Here is a 14,146-nt window from a genome sequence, read left to right on the forward strand (position 1 = left end):
CTCCCGCAAGTCAGAAAAATGATGTAATTCATCAGGCATAATCAGCACACGTCAGCCCGTCTTACGGAGAAACATTCGCCGCATCTCACGCGTCAGCTGCTTCTTCTCCCATCCGTAAGGGAAAATAATGCTGTAGTCCCTCCTCTCAGGGAGGATATCAGGGCCCGCGACGATTCGCGCCACCTCCTTATTCAGGCGTTCTCCTCGCCAGCCATAAGCCGCCAGTCGCTTACGGATACGTGCAACGGGAAAACGTTTATCGGAGTGACGGGGGAAGAGTAACGTCCCGTCCTCATTTCGTTTGACACCAAACATATCCAGAGACTGTTCGATCACCACTGTTCGAACGGGGAAATGCTCACGCATAGTTTTCAACATATTCTCCATTTCAGACTCCTGAATTAATCCCTGCAACTGTCTGACCAGCCAGAGAGCAGCGTTATGCTGGCTCACTCCCTGCGTCATCATTCATTTCACACTGGAGTTCATGCCAGTATCCGGCAATATTGTTTACCACCTGTGCTGTCATAACGGCGTCAGTGACGGCGGAATGAGCCACCCCGATCCAGCTCAGGCCAGCCTGACTGACAGCACCGGAAAGCGATATGGTTCCGTAACGATTTGTACTGCAGCTGCTGCCGGATCGATGCCGACTGTGGGTTTCAGGCGGGTCTCAAATATCCTCTCACCGCGGGCATTCACCAGACCGATTTCCAGCGCCTGCGCGCCGGCATCAAGTCCGGTCGTTTCGGTATCGAGGAAGACGGGGCCCAGTGCTAACCAGGTATGTGCCAGCATGGCGAACCTGCCACGCTCACTCTTCATCCGGGCCTGCAGGCCCAGACGTGTGCTGGCCAGCCGCTGTTTTTCTGTCTGAGGGCGTTTCGCCCGCATCGGGACGCAGTCAGCCAGCCGCCATACGCCGTATTTCCCGCCGTAAGGACTTTTGTACATTCTGACCGGTTCCGCACCAGGGGCTGGCTTCATCCTGAACTCATCCCGAAGCCGCCCTTTGGTGTAGCATTTATCCTCCGCCCGGGGCGCTTCATCACAGGCGTCTGAATTGTCATCATCACGCATTCTGGCCACCGGTCTGTTTATTGCCTGAAAGCGCCGCCATCAGTGACTGGTTCTGACTCTTCAGGGCTTCAGCCTCACCACGCAGTGCCGCGACCGTTTCTTTCTCCCCCATCGTCTCCAGACGGGCATCATCACGCTGGTTTTCCAGCTGTGTGCAACGCTCTGTCAGACTGGCTATTTCACTGCCCATACGCACCAGTTGCTCCGAGGAGGCCTTTTCCTGCGATTCCAGCCTTGCGGTGAGGCTGCTGACTCTGTCACGTTCAAGTGCAATCTCACCGGCGCGCGCCTGCGTGTCAGCGATGGCCTGCTCGAGGCGTTGCTGCAGCGTTTCGCGGGTGGCCAGATGCTGCTGACGTTCTGAGGCCAGCGCATTTTCCTGCGATTCAAGGCGGGTAAGGAGAGTATTGACTTTATCGCGTTCAGACTTCAGTTCTTCTGTACGCGCATTAGCTTCGGCAGAAATTTGCTCCAGTCGTTTCTGCAGGTCTTCCCGCGTGTTTTTGTGCTGTGCCTGCTCCGCATTAAGCGCATCCTGCAGCACTGCCTTCTGCTCCTGATACCGTTCCTCTCGCTGACGGGTATTCTCTTCAGCGGCCGCAAGACGCTCTTTCAGCTGGGCCATCTCCACATCATGCTGCTGACGCAGTGAACGTTCTGACTCCAGCGCCAGCGTCAAACTGTCATATCTGTCCTGCAGTTCATCCAGTTTTTCTTCCAGGTCGTCGACTGTCTGCGCGGCGTCGGCCAGCTCCCGCTCTGCCTGTGCGGTCTGTTCACCGGCAGCACGCGTGACTTCCGCAACCCGGCGTTCTGCAGCCCGGACCGCCTTGTCATTCAGTTCTGTCGCCAGCTGGGTGATGCGTTCGGACAGCGCGGCGGAGACGGCCTTCACTTCTTCAGCCACTTCCACTGGCAGCTCGGCAACGGGTTCAGTGACGACCGTGCTCTGTGAAGCCTGGTATTCGTCCCATATCTGGCGGAGACGTGTCGGATTGCCGCCACCCACCTGGTTACGTAGTGCGAACCCGGTGATATTCCGTCCTTCAGCCTGCAGGGCCAGCCCTGCTTCAATAATCTGTTCTGGTTCGTATGTCGCCGGACGCATCTGTCAGTCTCCGCATAAAGGGGTATGCTTATATTATACACAAACAAACCAACAAATAAACTAACTAACAAACAAATTAAAGACGTGACAGGGTAGCGAAAAAGGGCACCAGGACAGCGCACCGCCGGTCGAATTGCTGGCACAGCATGTCCGGAGCCCGGGCGGGATGCACCACAGGTACGATGCACGCCACTCTCCTTGCCAGGTACTGGTGTTAATGCTAATGTACGCATACGTTAGCATTAACCAGAGACAGACATGCCGCAGGATGAATCAGTCGTCAAACGGGCCAGGGAATACTTTTTCCGCCACCACCGGTATACAGAGGAAGACCTGGAATCCGACTACCAGGCAGAACTGTGTAACTACAGGGATGACACCTGGGAAGCACCACAACGGGCAGCCAGACTCAGTGCGGCCGTCAAGCGCTACAAAACGTATGAGATGCTGTACTTCTTCTTCCAGATCGCTGATGAGGCCGGGCTGGACTATACTCCGCTGGTTGTAAAGCGCCTGTGCGCTCATCTTTTCGACAGGCAGGGCAGCCAGAATATTATTGTTGATATCTTTGGCCAGAAGGGACGCATTCACCGCAGCCATGACAGTGATCCTGACATTATTGCTGCCGTTGCCGAACGCTACCGGCAGCAGGCAGAGGACCACTGGCAGACAGTTCTGAAGAATATCGGGAGAGTGAAGCAGGACTACCAGAAAAATCAGAACAGACAGAAAGGCGCAGGGGATTAAATGCATGATTAATGCTAATGTATGCGTACATTAGCATTAATCACATAAGTCAGTGAAAATAAATCAGGCTTATTCAACGTTGCGAAGGTTCTTTGGCCAGTTGCTGGAGCTACTTCCCGAAATCAGGAAAGCCTGCGGCTGAAAGTACATCAGCAACAGCACTGGCTCTGGGATGGCCACGTTCAAGCCAGACCAGACTGAGAGCCACACCTGATTTCTCCGTATCATAACTGTGACGCGACAACCGGAATTACCAAACGGACACTCAAAGAATGAGATGAACGCTCCAGACTTATGAAGTTCGGAACACACAGAGTTCCTAGTTGTAGCGGCCCGCAATCGAAATCCCCCCGACTCGCAATCAGCGCAAATTTCGGCTCACATTAACTGCAAATGAAAAATGCCACCGGCTCACATTAAGTGACAATGGGCTCGCATTTATCCTGCCCGGCTCGCAATCCATTCCACCGGGCTCACAATAACTGCAAGTCAACTTCGTCATATCGGCAAACCGACTGCCAGCATTCTATTTTCCAGTTCGACTGGTCTCAGATATTTATTCATACTGGTTAAAAATTGTCGTTTTGGTTTGATTAACGTTTACCTACGTATAATCGCAGCAATTGGAGTTAACTCAGTAAATAGGAGCAAATAATGGAACAAAACCAACCAGCACAACCTTCACGACGTGCAATACTGAAACAAACTCTTGCAGTATCTGCTTTGTCTGTCACCGGGCTGGCGGCCTTATCGGTACCAACTATCTCTTTCGCCGCATCACTGAGCAAAGAGGAACGTGACGGTATGACTCCAGATGCAGTCATTGAACATTTTAAACAGGGTAACCTGCGCTTCCGGGAAAATCGCCCGGCTAAACATGATTACCTGGCACAGAAGCGCAACAGTATTGCGGGTCAGTATCCTGCTGCGGTGATCCTTAGCTGCATTGACTCACGTGCGCCGGCGGAAATTGTGCTGGATGCGGGGATCGGTGAGACGTTTAATTCCCGCGTAGCGGGTAATATCAGTAATCGCGATATGCTGGGCAGCATGGAGTTTGCCTGTGCAGTTGCCGGCGCGAAAGTAGTGCTGGTTATAGGACACACCCGCTGTGGCGCAGTACGCTGTGCTATTGATAATGCTGAACTGGGTAACCTGACGGGGCTGCTGGATGAAATTAAACCCGCGATTGCAAAAACGGAGTATAGCGGTGAGCGTAAAGGTAGCAATTATGATTTTGTCGATGCGGTGGCACGAAAAAATGTCGAGCTGACTATCGAAAACATCCGCAAAAACAGCCCGGTGCTGAAACAACTGGAAGATGAGAAGAAAATTAAAATCGTTGGCAGTATGTATCACCTTACTGGCGGTAAGGTTGAGTTTTTCGAAGTATAACTGAAGCAGTCCGAGTCCGAATACAGTCAGCCTCGCATTACATTAAGAGCTCATTAAATTTTCTCTGGAATGAAAATGTATTTTTTGAGTACACCCAAAACGCACAGTCTGGTGAGACAGTTTTTCTGTCTCATTTGGGTTGTTTTTATCCCATTCCGGTGTTACGTTTTCATCATCTAGAGTTAAACGAGACAGTTTTCACGGCACTGTTGCAAAGTTAGCGATGAGGCAGCCTTTTGTCTTATTCAAAGGCCTTACATTTCAAAAACTCTGCTTACCAGGCGCATTTCGCCCAGGGGATCACCATAATAAAATGCTGAGGCCTGGCCTTTGCGTAGTGCACGCATCACCTCAATACCTTTGATGGTGGCGTAAGCCGTCTTCATGGATTTAAATCCCAGCGTGGCGCCGATTATCCGTTTCAGTTTGCCATGATCGCATTCAATCACGTTGTTCCGGTACTTAATCTGTCGGTGTTCAACGTCAGACGGGCACCGGCCTTCGCGTTTGAGCAGAGCAAGCGCGCGACCATAGGCGGGCGCTTTATCCGTGTTGATGAATCGCGGGATCTGCCACTTCTTCACGTTGTTGAGGATTTTACCCAGAAACCGGTATGCAGCTTTGCTGTTACGACGGGAGGAGAGATAAAAATCGACAGTGCGGCCCCGGCTGTCGACGGCCCGGTACAGATACGCCCAGCGGCCATTGACCTTCACGTAGGTTTCATCCATGTGCCACGGGCAAAGATCGGAAGGGTTACGCCAGTACCAGCGCAGCCGTTTTTCCATTTCAGGCGCATAACGCTGAACCCAGCGGTAAATCGTGGAGTGATCGACATTCACTCCGCGTTCAGCCAGCATCTCCTGCAGCTCACGGTAACTGATGCCGTATTTGCAGTACCAGCGTACGGCCCACAGAATGATGTCACGCTGAAAATGCCGGCCTTTGAATGGGTTCATGTGCAGCTCCATCAGCAAAAGGGGATGATAAGTTTATCACCACCGACTATTTGCAACAGTGCCGATAGCGCTGGAAATAGCTATCTTTCACCTCGTCAAAAAGTGATGTTTGATAGCATAACCAATGCTCCGTCTGCACCTTTTGGTGTTTATGACCCTTCAAGTACAAACAACTTAGGCCCTGGATTAACCGGATTTGTTGCTTACACTGAGGGCATGACAGTTAAAACGGCACTGTTGCAAATAGTCGGTGGTGATAAACTTATCATCCCCTTTTGCTGATGGAGCTGCACATGAACCCATTCAAAGGCCGGCATTTTCAGCGTGACATCATTCTGTGGGCCGTACGCTGGTACTGCAAATACGGCATCAGTTACCGTGAGCTGCAGGAGATGCTGGCTGAACGCGGAGTGAATGTCGATCACTCCACGATTTACCGCTGGGTTCAGCGTTATGCGCCTGAAATGGAAAAACGGCTGCGCTGGTACTGGCGTAACCCTTCCGATCTTTGCCCGTGGCACATGGATGAAACCTACGTGAAGGTCAATGGCCGCTGGGCGTATCTGTACCGGGCCGTCGACAGCCGGGGCCGCACTGTCGATTTTTATCTCTCCTCCCGTCGTAACAGCAAAGCTGCATACCGGTTTCTGGGTAAAATCCTCAACAACGTGAAGAAGTGGCAGATCCCGCGATTCATCAACACGGATAAAGCGCCCGCCTATGGTCGCGCGCTTGCTCTGCTCAAACGCGAAGGCCGGTGCCCGTCTGACGTTGAACACCGACAGATTAAGTACCGGAACAACGTGATTGAATGCGATCATGGCAAACTGAAACGGATAATCGGCGCCACGCTGGGATTTAAATCCATGAAGACGGCTTACGCCACCATCAAAGGTATTGAGGTGATGCGTGCACTACGCAAAGGCCAGGCCTCAGCATTTTATTATGGTGATCCCCTGGGCGAAATGCGCCTGGTAAGCAGAGTTTTTGAAATGTAAGGCCTTTGAATAAGACAAAAGGCTGCCTCATCGCTAACTTTGCAACAGTGCCCCCGGGTCGCGATGGCTAACATTTGCTGTTTCATTTCATCTGAAATAGTAGGGGTCCGTGAAAGGATCCACAGGTAGTCGCGATCCGGACCACAAACCAGCGCGTGACGATATTCCCGGTCGAGTGCAATTACGTTATACCCGCCATAGAAGGGGCCGAAAAAAGAAACCTTAAGCGCGGCTCTGCTTGGGTCGCCGGTGAAATAGGCTTTCCCTTCCGTTTTCTGCCACATCTCCCTGTCAGGGTTATAGCCCTTGTTAATAACGTTGATGCCGCCGTCGTCGCGCAAGCTGTATGTTGCGGTCACTTTATCCAATCCGCGCTCGAAACGATGGTCGAAGCGCGCAATTTCATACCAGGTTCCCAGATAGCGTTTGGCATCAAAGTTATTTACCACGGTAACGCCTTTCGGCGGTGTCGGGGAGCTACACGCGACAACCAGGAATGCAGCCGTAACTGCAGCAACGACGGGCAAAATGCGCATGGGATTTTCCTTGCTGTATTTTTGTTAAGTGTAGATGACAACAGGAAAAAAAGAGAAAGAAAGGAGGCCCAATATCCTGGGCCTCATCGTCAGTTATTGCAGCTTTTCAAGAATGCGCCAGGCCGCCTCGACACGGACAGGGTTAGGATAGCTTTTGTTTGCCAGCATCACGATGCCAAGGTTTTTTTCTGGAACGAAGGCTACGTAGCTGCCAAATCCACCAGTGGAGCCCGTTTTATGCACCCATGAGGCTTTCACTGCGGGGGCGGGCGGGTTTACCTCAACGGCGGGAAGCGCTGCCAATGCCACTTTGCTGTCGCTGCCGTTGATGATCGAATCAGCTTTCAGCGGCCAGTTCAGCATCTCCCAGCCTAATCCCTGGTACATATCGCCAATACGCCAGTAGCGAGACTGCGCAAGCGCAATGCCCTGCTGGAGCGTTTTCTCCTGAACGTGGCTGGCATCCATGTTGGCCTGAACCCAGCGGGCCATATCAATAACGCTGGATTTCACGCCATAGGCTTCGGCGTCAAGTTGTCCCGGAGAAACGTGTACGGGCTTCCCTTCGCGATAGCCCCAGGCATAATCTTTTTGTTCGTTCTGCGGAACCGTAATCCAGGTATGCGCCAGTTTTAATGGTTGCAGGACGCGTCTGGTCATTGCCTCTTCGTAACTCATTCCTGAGGGTTTCACCGCCAGCGCGCCAAACAGACCAATGCTGGAGTTAGCGTAAAGTCGCTTAGCGCCCGGAGTCCATTGCGGCTGCCAGTTTTGATAAAAATGCAGTAATGCGGCTTTATCCCTAACGTCATCGGGGATCTGCAGCGGTAGGCCGCCTGCCGTATAGGTGGCTAAGTGCAGCAGGCGGATACCCTGCCACTGTTTGCCTGTCAGTTCTGGCCAGTATTTCGTGACCGGATCGCTGAGCTTAATTTCGCCGCGGGCGATAGCATCGCCGCCCAACACGCCGTTAAACGTCTTACTAACCGATCCTAGCTCAAACAGCGTTTGCTGCGTGACTGGGTGGTTATTGGCGATATCGGCTTTACCCCAGGTGAAATAATAGGGTTTTCCCTGGTAGATAACGGCAACGGCCATACCCGGAATAGCCTGCTCCTGCATCAACGGGGTGATGGTGCGATTAACGATATCGGCAATCTGTTGTTCTGTTTTTGCGGCAGCAAATGTGGAGAAAGAGGCTGTCAGCAGCAGAGCGCAGCATAACGATTTTTTCATCATGAAATCAGTTCCGTAATTAAAAGCAAAAAGGTGTCCGGGCCCGTCAGACGCAATCAGTGTGTTTGATTTGCACCGTGTTGACAAACGGTTAAATTTAGCAGCAGATATAAGTTTTTCCTAAATTCCACGTGTGTTTTTTATTAGCTTCAAAAATCACTATTTCACGAAGAATTTAGACTGCTTCTCACACATTGTAACATTATTTACAACCACCTTTCAATCATTTTTGATAAATCATTGATTTCATCTTTGCTGCAATGATACTTAATAAACTCTGCAAGTTATCCACAGAGCAACACTCAATTTTATTGATGATATTCTTATTATACCAGACATTTTTCATACACTCCCTTGTACGGATAGTTTTCCGACAACTTCATGATTACATATCTTGCGGTTTTGATTATTTTTGCTGCAAGAAATACATACTTCAAACGAAAGGTCTTTATTTGCTGTCTGTATTCTGAAGAGTCCAAGGAATCAAACTTGAACAACAAAAATAGGTTATATGAAAGCATCATCATTTGAAACACGGCTTCATTCGCCCAAAATGACTTTAGCAAGAGATGACCCACCGCCATGTCGTATTTGGCTTCTTTGATATAGTTTTCAGCATTACCACGCTTTTCATAGTATATAACTACTTTTTCAGAAAGCAAGGTAGTATTTGTTACAAAGAAAAAGTAGTCGTATTCGGAACCTTCTAAAAGTGATAATTGTGCTCTTTCTTTTTCTGGTTTCAGTACGCGAGATACGACAAATCTTCTGTCTTTTTCCCATTTAACTAATTTTGTATACAGTTCTGTAGTTTCTCTACCTTCTTCTCCTTTAACGAATACAATTGATGAATTCGTTGCTTGTGAGGTGAGTGTAGAATAACTTTTGGCTTTAATTAAATATTTGCATCCAAGAGATTCTATCGTTTCGATAATTTTTTCATCAAAGTAGCCACTATCCATTCGAAATAAAATTTCTAAATCGTCTGATTTGATGTTAGCAACAATTTCTTTGATCATTTCCGCAGCACCGTTTGCAGTGTAAGTATTGCCACTTCTTACAAATCCGGTAACATATGCTTTTAATTCGTCGCAAAATGCAAATTGGATATTGTAGCATCGGTTTCCCAGTTTCTTAGGATTATATCCTTTTGACGCACCTTCTTGATGACCTTCTACGTTAATTACACTACTATCAATATCAATCGTAATGGATGTCAATTTACTTTTAGTGAGCAGTTTTTTAAAGACTTTAAAATTAATGTCTCTAAACATTTGGGTTGTCTTGAAGTTGAAGTTTCCTAGAAACCGTGACACTGTTTCAGGTTCTTTTACGGAAATATCAAACTCGTTGACGAGGGGATCATTTTGAAGTAGCTTTAGACGTTCTAACTTATCAATGCCAATGAAGTGACCGCAGAGCATGGTCTTTATATGATTCATCTTGATTTTATTTGTTGAGTCATTATCAAATACGAGGTCATTTTCAATAAAATCAAAAATCCCATTGCTTTTTGCATTCTCAAGGAGCAGAAAAAGACCTGCATTTGATGTTAGATTCTTAGCTTTGAAATCAATTTTATTAATCATAATTAGAACCCCTTTTTACTACTTTTCTTACTATTATTTTACCATATATCGAGTCATAAAAGCTGATAATTTAACATATTTTTGAGCACTTTTCTTTCACCCAATGGGTGAAAGCTGAATTTCGAAGGAATGCATATTTATCAAGGCTTTGATTATGCTTTTTGAAGTACTGACGTAGAATCTAGGGAAATAGTTGGAATTTGTTATGACTGGACTTTTTGCCAAAAAATAAGGGCAGCTTTTAGGCTGCCCCTATCACCCGTTGATTAACGGCAAGGTGTCTTTTACACCCCCAGGCCATTGCTGAGTTGCACAACAGCCGGGATGACCTTCTCTGCATGTTCCAGAGTAGCAGACATGATGGATTCCACTACGGTCGGGGAGTTGTACAGGCCCATACCGCCACCGATACCCATAGCGAAAGCCATGAGGCTCTGGCGAGCGATACCACCAACAACACCGACCAGGATCATCGCACCCGCAACGATTCGACCCAAAGTACCTTGGGTCCAATCCTTGAGAGTTACCCATACGTCGTCAAACGCTGTACCACCAGTACCAGCGTGGGCCTGATCCGGCACGAGCAGGAAGGCTACCACCATCAACCCCAGGAAGAGGAAGAGTGCGTTGTTTTTACTTGAGGCATTCGCCAACTGATTTGCGTTCATCAAGAACATCTCCTATTTGGTTGTTTCAGACTTCGGTTCGTGTTGTACCGTTTGCAGCGGTCTCAAAACTGGCTCACTTTGCGGTGTGCCATCCCCAATCACCCACCTGCGCGGTTCGATTTCGGTATAGACATACCCTGTCACGATGAGATCACCATTGGTGTCCTCCCAGGGAGCTACCCAAATCCGCATAACCTGTGCTGGTGTACGAATTGGAATCGGGCGATCCGGAAGACGCGGTGCGACATAGTTGTCAATCACCGGGTCTCCGGAGCTAGATGAGTTCGCTGAAACGTTTGAGGAACCTTCGCCATCCGCTTCCGCTTTGGCCTCGACTTCCTCTGGTTTCATTGGACGCGGGACATTTCCGTCATTGGTTGCGGCGTAAACGTCTCGCGCTGACATACACTGAACACCATTCGGCATTCCCGGACAGCTATACTCATCCTTGCCGATGTTGAACGTCGAACAGCCCGACAAAATAAGTAGCGCTGCACCCACCCCCAACATCTTTGCGGATCTTACTGCCTGTTCCTTTTGAGCCTCGCCTCTGGAACTGCCCTTTCTGGTCAAAATGTTCAAATTTTTCATTTCTTGGTTCCCCCGGTGGAACGAATTTGTAGCTTGGTTCCTTTGGTCACGATGATGTCTACCTGACGGCCAGCATCGACCTCGATAACAGGGAAGATGCCTTCGGCCATGTCGATATAGAACTGAGCGATGCGATCTAGCGCCTTACTGGCCCCCTTCACTGCTGCTCCCTGCAACATCTGGTCGGAGAACACAGACTGGTACTGGGTATTTGAGCCAGGGTTAGTGCTAACGACCGGCACAGGATTGACGTCAAAGGCTTCGGAAACGCCACCAAGGAAGCCTGCCATCAAGCTCTTGGCGATGATTTGCCCCTGCTTCGATACGACGCGACCACGGACACCGGCCTTACCGTCTTCACCCACTGCATAGGAATCCAGCTTCGCTTCTATGACACCCCCATCATCCCGAACGCACGAGAAGGTCTCGCCACGCAGGTACGCTCGCTCTGAACTGAGATCTCCATAGCCTGAAACAATCAGGAAGCACTCACGAACATCCGCACGGAAGCGGTTAGGCAAAATAGCCTCTTTCTGAATCCTGAGGGTCGAAGGGAACGGATCTCGACGAGCACCTTGAGATGTTGGTGCGTCCATACCGTTGATGAGCACCCCTGTCAGGATGGAGCCAGAAGGTAGGTAGATAGACTCATCATCCTTGTTGTCCTTCTCTTCAACTTCTGGCGCTTTCTGCGAGTAGCTCACTATTTGGATGCCTGGTTTAGTTGCATCACGACCGTCTCCCTTGCCAGTTGCAGGAGCCCCACCCTTCGAGTCAGGAAGCGGTGCGTCCCGAAAAAAGGATGCAGGATCTTTGTAGTCGAGCTTTTTCTCCATGAACTGACCATCACCACCAGATGCACCATTAACATCGGCTCTGGCATCCTCTGATGAAGAGGATGTTTTTCCACCAGCAGCGCCGGTTTCGACTTTCTTAGCCAATTCCATGTTCTTCTGGGTCAGGCGGTCCAAATCTTGACGAAGGCGGGTCATCTCACGGCCAACATCACTGGATTTCCCGGCAGTGGTTTTGGTTTCCTCCAGCTCTTTCTTGACTCGTTCCAGCTCCTTTTTCAGGTCGGAGTTTTCACGAGACACCATCTTCACATCGGCAGACAACGAATCTATCCCGATCTCACGGGTGTTTTTGTCTGTGAGAACGTGCTTGATGGTTTCTTGGCGACCGCGCTTCTCTTCTTTCTTGGGTTCACCAGAGAACATTGTCACGACCGCAAAAAGAACGAAGACGCCGCCAGCGATAGACACCCAACGCTTCTTGTTGGGGTCTAACTGTGTCCAAAATCGCTTAATCATTGGGCACCTCCCAGCAGCGATGGACGCTTAGACGTTGGTGCGAGACCACGCTTCTGCTTCTTCGCCACATAGATCTCCGTCTTCTGGCCGGGCTCAAGCACGTTAAGCGGCCACGTAGTCACCGCAGCCACATCCCAGCTCCCACACAACGCCTCTTTGAACTCAATAGGCTGATCAGAGACGTTCAGGGCGACACCGATGAACACGTTAAGGTGGTGGCCCATCATGTATTGCCCCTTGCTGAAATCCACCTTTACCCCAGGATGAGCGCAGCTCGGCACCGCAGCACCAGCAGGGATGCGGTTCAACGTGTAACCTTGAGGGACTTCACCAAGAGCAATCTTGCGGAATACCGACCGGATGGTTTCGACATAAGGCTGGCTCTGTTCCCAGGTCTCAGCCTTGGTATTGGCAAAAGCACCAGTGATACCTACACCACCATCGAGCTTGAGAAAGACTTCTCTGGGCGGAATACGACGGGGAACCATCGTCAGGCTGAGAGCTTGGGCTTCCGAGCCTTTTTCAGTAATGAACATAGTCACCGGATACTGCTTATCCGTGGCGACATAGACCACATTCTCTTTGATGCAGACCTCACCACACTGGCCGTTATCCGTCGCCCCGGTCAGAGATGTTGAAACGATCTCAGGATTGCTGAAAGGCGTGACGATTCGGTTCGGATGACCAACGGCTATCGGGATGATCTGGTTAACCCCCGGCTTCATCGTCAGTAAGGGGTTTTCATTCATGCTGCCCACAACCTCATGGGAGCTTTGTCCTGACGTCACAGGGGCAGGAACATCCTTTTTCATAACACTGGCCGGGACAACAGGAATGTCATCCGAGGCATAGGCCATTGAAGTTCCAAGCGCCAAGGACAGCGCCAGGAGCGAAAGTTTAGCGTTGTTCTTCATGCTTTCTCCGGTTTTCTTCTTTGCGCTGGAGTTGCTCCAAAACAGTTTTGGTGCGTGGCTTTCCTACATAGGTGTCGATGTAGTCCAGCACGGGCGCGTAGTTTGAAATCTTGATGGCGAACTCGTAGGAGCGTTCGCTACGCTCTTCGTTAGAAGAAGCCCCTTTGACGTAGGAATATCCGTAGACAAACACCTTGTCGCTCTTGGGCTCGTACTCAACAAAACGCGGCTCAAACCGCATGGTTACGCGGTCGTTCTTGATCTGTTGAGCTTGAATTTCGATGGCATCAATCACGTCCTGATAGATGCTCGGGGAGAGAAGCGGGGTGATCCGTTCTTTCACAAAGTCAACGGTTCCTGGCGTCACATTGCCAAGGAGCTGAGCAAAAGCGAAACCCCAAGCCTCTTTATAGGACTGAGAGGCGTTACTTTTCGTCACCCAGGCTTCTTCCGTGAGCGTGAAAGGCTGGATAGTGACGATGGTTTCCTTGCTGAATACTTGGACCACCAGCAGGAAAACGATAGCAATAAGACCACCCTGGAAGATTCGCCCCCACTTATTTTCTGTTTGGGTCCCTTCCCAGGTCTTGAGATACTTTTTCAGGTTCAAGGCAAATACCTCCGGACAAACGGGTTCTTGAGAGATTTGGCCTTGGTCATGATGAACCCGGCCCAGTAGATCATGTGGAGCAGGTATCCATCCGGATGGTTATCCCTGAATCGGCGATAAAGGTTGGTTACAAGTAACCCCCCCAGAAAGCAGATCAGAGCCTTACCGATGATGACCCCTATCGTTAGCCCCAAAAGCATCGGGGCCAACTCATCTGCGCTCCACAACAGCAGATGCGGGGGCTCATCGACCCGGCGCGGTATCTTTACAGGCTTCATAGCAACCCTCTTCTTTTCCTAGTGGCCTGTATTCTCATTCAGGGTCACTGATTTTCTGCCACGGCTTCGCGCCCTTTTCGGGCACTTCCAGCGACAAATAAAAAAAGGCGGCCTAAGCCGCCTT

Annotated in this window: 16 protein-coding genes and 1 pseudogene; 4 read left to right on the forward strand and 13 right to left on the reverse strand. The window is 50.0% G+C overall.

The window, feature by feature from the left end:
- Nucleotides 1-51 precede the first annotated feature (51 nt).
- The 3 genes and pseudogenes from ACQ29O_RS23110 to ACQ29O_RS23120 all read right to left on the reverse strand — a co-directional run bounded on the left by ACQ29O_RS23110 (nt 52) and on the right by ACQ29O_RS23120 (nt 2,188).
- On the reverse strand, nt 52-468 hold the full coding sequence (locus tag ACQ29O_RS23110) for a hypothetical protein (RefSeq protein WP_000988946.1): 417 nt from the start codon (nt 466-468) through the stop codon (nt 52-54).
- Nucleotides 440-1,080, reverse strand: a pseudogene (locus tag ACQ29O_RS23115) (3'-5' exonuclease). Before ACQ29O_RS23115 ends, ACQ29O_RS23110 begins: the two are co-directional and overlap by 29 nt.
- Nucleotides 1,073-2,188 carry a DNA-binding protein gene (locus ACQ29O_RS23120; protein WP_061710414.1) on the reverse strand — a complete coding sequence of 372 codons (1,116 nt, stop codon included), beginning with the start codon at nt 2,186-2,188 and terminating at the stop codon, nt 1,073-1,075. The pseudogene ACQ29O_RS23115 and the gene ACQ29O_RS23120 overlap by 8 nt, the downstream one beginning before the upstream one ends.
- Nucleotides 2,189-2,446: 258 nt before the next feature.
- On the opposite strand from ACQ29O_RS23120, the gene ACQ29O_RS23125 reads away from it, so the two are divergent.
- Nucleotides 2,447-2,935 carry a hypothetical protein gene (locus tag ACQ29O_RS23125; RefSeq protein ID WP_001746759.1) on the forward strand — a complete coding sequence of 163 codons (489 nt, stop codon included), beginning with the start codon at nt 2,447-2,449 and terminating at the stop codon, nt 2,933-2,935.
- Between the two features lie 654 nt (nt 2,936-3,589).
- On the forward strand, nt 3,590-4,330 hold the full coding sequence (locus ACQ29O_RS23130; RefSeq protein ID WP_001541566.1) for a carbonic anhydrase: 741 nt from the start codon (nt 3,590-3,592) through the stop codon (nt 4,328-4,330).
- A 254-nt stretch (nt 4,331-4,584) separates the two neighbouring features.
- Here the strand turns inward: ACQ29O_RS23130 and ACQ29O_RS23135 are convergent, their stop codons facing one another.
- The gene (locus ACQ29O_RS23135; RefSeq protein ID WP_001067855.1) at nt 4,585-5,289 is read right to left on the reverse strand and encodes an IS6-like element IS26 family transposase; all 705 of its coding nucleotides are present in this window, start codon (nt 5,287-5,289) and stop codon (nt 4,585-4,587) included.
- A 24-nt stretch (nt 5,290-5,313) separates the two neighbouring features.
- Here ACQ29O_RS23135 and ACQ29O_RS23140 point away from each other — a divergent pair, with 24 nt between their 5' ends.
- The gene (locus tag ACQ29O_RS23140) at nt 5,314-5,571 is read left to right on the forward strand and encodes a hypothetical protein (protein WP_430761454.1); all 258 of its coding nucleotides are present in this window, start codon (nt 5,314-5,316) and stop codon (nt 5,569-5,571) included.
- Nucleotides 5,572-5,582: 11 nt separating this feature from the next.
- Nucleotides 5,583-6,287: an IS6-like element IS26 family transposase gene (locus ACQ29O_RS23145; RefSeq protein ID WP_001067855.1), complete on the forward strand. Its 705-nt coding sequence runs from the start codon at nt 5,583-5,585 to the stop codon at nt 6,285-6,287.
- On the opposite strand, the gene ACQ29O_RS23150 is transcribed toward ACQ29O_RS23145, so the two are convergent.
- From ACQ29O_RS23150 to traL, 9 genes are all read right to left on the reverse strand, one after another.
- Nucleotides 6,233-6,823, reverse strand: coding sequence for a lipocalin family protein (locus ACQ29O_RS23150; protein WP_430761453.1), 591 nt, complete (start codon nt 6,821-6,823; stop codon nt 6,233-6,235). The two genes, ACQ29O_RS23145 and ACQ29O_RS23150, sit on opposite strands and share 55 nt — an antisense overlap.
- A gap of 93 nt (nt 6,824-6,916) precedes the next feature.
- A complete protein-coding gene (locus ACQ29O_RS23155) occupies nt 6,917-8,062 on the reverse strand; it encodes an extended-spectrum class C beta-lactamase CMY-2 (RefSeq protein ID WP_000976514.1) in 1,146 nt (381 codons plus the stop codon).
- Between the two features lie 323 nt (nt 8,063-8,385).
- Nucleotides 8,386-9,648, reverse strand: a complete 1,263-nt coding sequence (locus ACQ29O_RS23160) for an IS1380-like element ISEcp1 family transposase (RefSeq protein ID WP_000608644.1) — start codon at nt 9,646-9,648, stop codon at nt 8,386-8,388.
- A 284-nt stretch (nt 9,649-9,932) separates the two neighbouring features.
- Nucleotides 9,933-10,250, reverse strand: coding sequence for a TraA family conjugative transfer protein (gene traA / locus ACQ29O_RS23165; protein WP_064754699.1), 318 nt, complete (start codon nt 10,248-10,250; stop codon nt 9,933-9,935).
- A 78-nt stretch (nt 10,251-10,328) separates the two neighbouring features.
- The gene (gene traV / locus ACQ29O_RS23170; RefSeq protein ID WP_000793435.1) at nt 10,329-10,907 is read right to left on the reverse strand and encodes a type IV conjugative transfer system lipoprotein TraV; all 579 of its coding nucleotides are present in this window, start codon (nt 10,905-10,907) and stop codon (nt 10,329-10,331) included.
- Nucleotides 10,904-12,217: a TraB/VirB10 family protein gene (locus ACQ29O_RS23175; RefSeq protein WP_024131605.1), complete on the reverse strand. Its 1,314-nt coding sequence runs from the start codon at nt 12,215-12,217 to the stop codon at nt 10,904-10,906. Before ACQ29O_RS23175 ends, traV begins: the two co-directional genes overlap by 4 nt.
- Nucleotides 12,217-13,134, reverse strand: a complete 918-nt coding sequence (locus tag ACQ29O_RS23180; RefSeq protein WP_000794249.1) for a TraK domain-containing protein — start codon at nt 13,132-13,134, stop codon at nt 12,217-12,219. Before ACQ29O_RS23180 ends, ACQ29O_RS23175 begins: the two co-directional genes overlap by 1 nt.
- Nucleotides 13,118-13,744: a TraE/TraK family type IV conjugative transfer system protein gene (locus ACQ29O_RS23185; RefSeq protein ID WP_001049717.1), complete on the reverse strand. Its 627-nt coding sequence runs from the start codon at nt 13,742-13,744 to the stop codon at nt 13,118-13,120. Before ACQ29O_RS23185 ends, ACQ29O_RS23180 begins: the two co-directional genes overlap by 17 nt.
- On the reverse strand, nt 13,741-14,022 hold the full coding sequence (traL, locus tag ACQ29O_RS23190) for a type IV conjugative transfer system protein TraL (protein WP_000805625.1): 282 nt from the start codon (nt 14,020-14,022) through the stop codon (nt 13,741-13,743). The genes ACQ29O_RS23185 and traL overlap by 4 nt, the downstream gene beginning before the upstream one ends.
- Nucleotides 14,023-14,146: the final 124 nt, after the last annotated feature.

The organism is Salmonella sp. GDC200615 (genome assembly GCF_050574145.1).
In the GTDB taxonomy this organism is placed as follows: Bacteria; Pseudomonadota; Gammaproteobacteria; order Enterobacterales; family Enterobacteriaceae; genus Salmonella; species Salmonella enterica.

Excerpts from the sequence above, each read along its gene's own strand:
- ACQ29O_RS23110 (WP_000988946.1), bottom strand. The coding sequence starts at position 468 with ATGATGACGCAGGGAGTGAGCCAGCATAACGCTGCTCTCTGGCTGGTC.
- ACQ29O_RS23120 (WP_061710414.1), bottom strand. The coding sequence starts at position 2,188 with ATGCGTCCGGCGACATACGAACCAGAACAGATTATTGAAGCAGGGCTG.
- ACQ29O_RS23125 (WP_001746759.1), top strand. The coding sequence starts at position 2,447 with ATGCCGCAGGATGAATCAGTCGTCAAACGGGCCAGGGAATACTTTTTC.
- ACQ29O_RS23130 (WP_001541566.1), top strand. The coding sequence starts at position 3,590 with ATGGAACAAAACCAACCAGCACAACCTTCACGACGTGCAATACTGAAA.
- ACQ29O_RS23135 (WP_001067855.1), bottom strand. The coding sequence starts at position 5,289 with ATGAACCCATTCAAAGGCCGGCATTTTCAGCGTGACATCATTCTGTGG.
- ACQ29O_RS23140 (WP_430761454.1), top strand. The coding sequence starts at position 5,314 with ATGATAAGTTTATCACCACCGACTATTTGCAACAGTGCCGATAGCGCT.
- ACQ29O_RS23145 (WP_001067855.1), top strand. The coding sequence starts at position 5,583 with ATGAACCCATTCAAAGGCCGGCATTTTCAGCGTGACATCATTCTGTGG.
- ACQ29O_RS23150 (WP_430761453.1), bottom strand. The coding sequence starts at position 6,823 with ATGCGCATTTTGCCCGTCGTTGCTGCAGTTACGGCTGCATTCCTGGTT.
- ACQ29O_RS23155 (WP_000976514.1), bottom strand. The coding sequence starts at position 8,062 with ATGATGAAAAAATCGTTATGCTGCGCTCTGCTGCTGACAGCCTCTTTC.
- ACQ29O_RS23160 (WP_000608644.1), bottom strand. The coding sequence starts at position 9,648 with ATGATTAATAAAATTGATTTCAAAGCTAAGAATCTAACATCAAATGCA.
- traA (WP_064754699.1), bottom strand. The coding sequence starts at position 10,250 with ATGGTGGTAGCCTTCCTGCTCGTGCCGGATCAGGCCCACGCTGGTACT.
- traV (WP_000793435.1), bottom strand. The coding sequence starts at position 10,907 with ATGAAAAATTTGAACATTTTGACCAGAAAGGGCAGTTCCAGAGGCGAG.
- ACQ29O_RS23180 (WP_000794249.1), bottom strand. The coding sequence starts at position 13,134 with ATGAAGAACAACGCTAAACTTTCGCTCCTGGCGCTGTCCTTGGCGCTT.
- traL (WP_000805625.1), bottom strand. The coding sequence starts at position 14,022 with ATGAAGCCTGTAAAGATACCGCGCCGGGTCGATGAGCCCCCGCATCTG.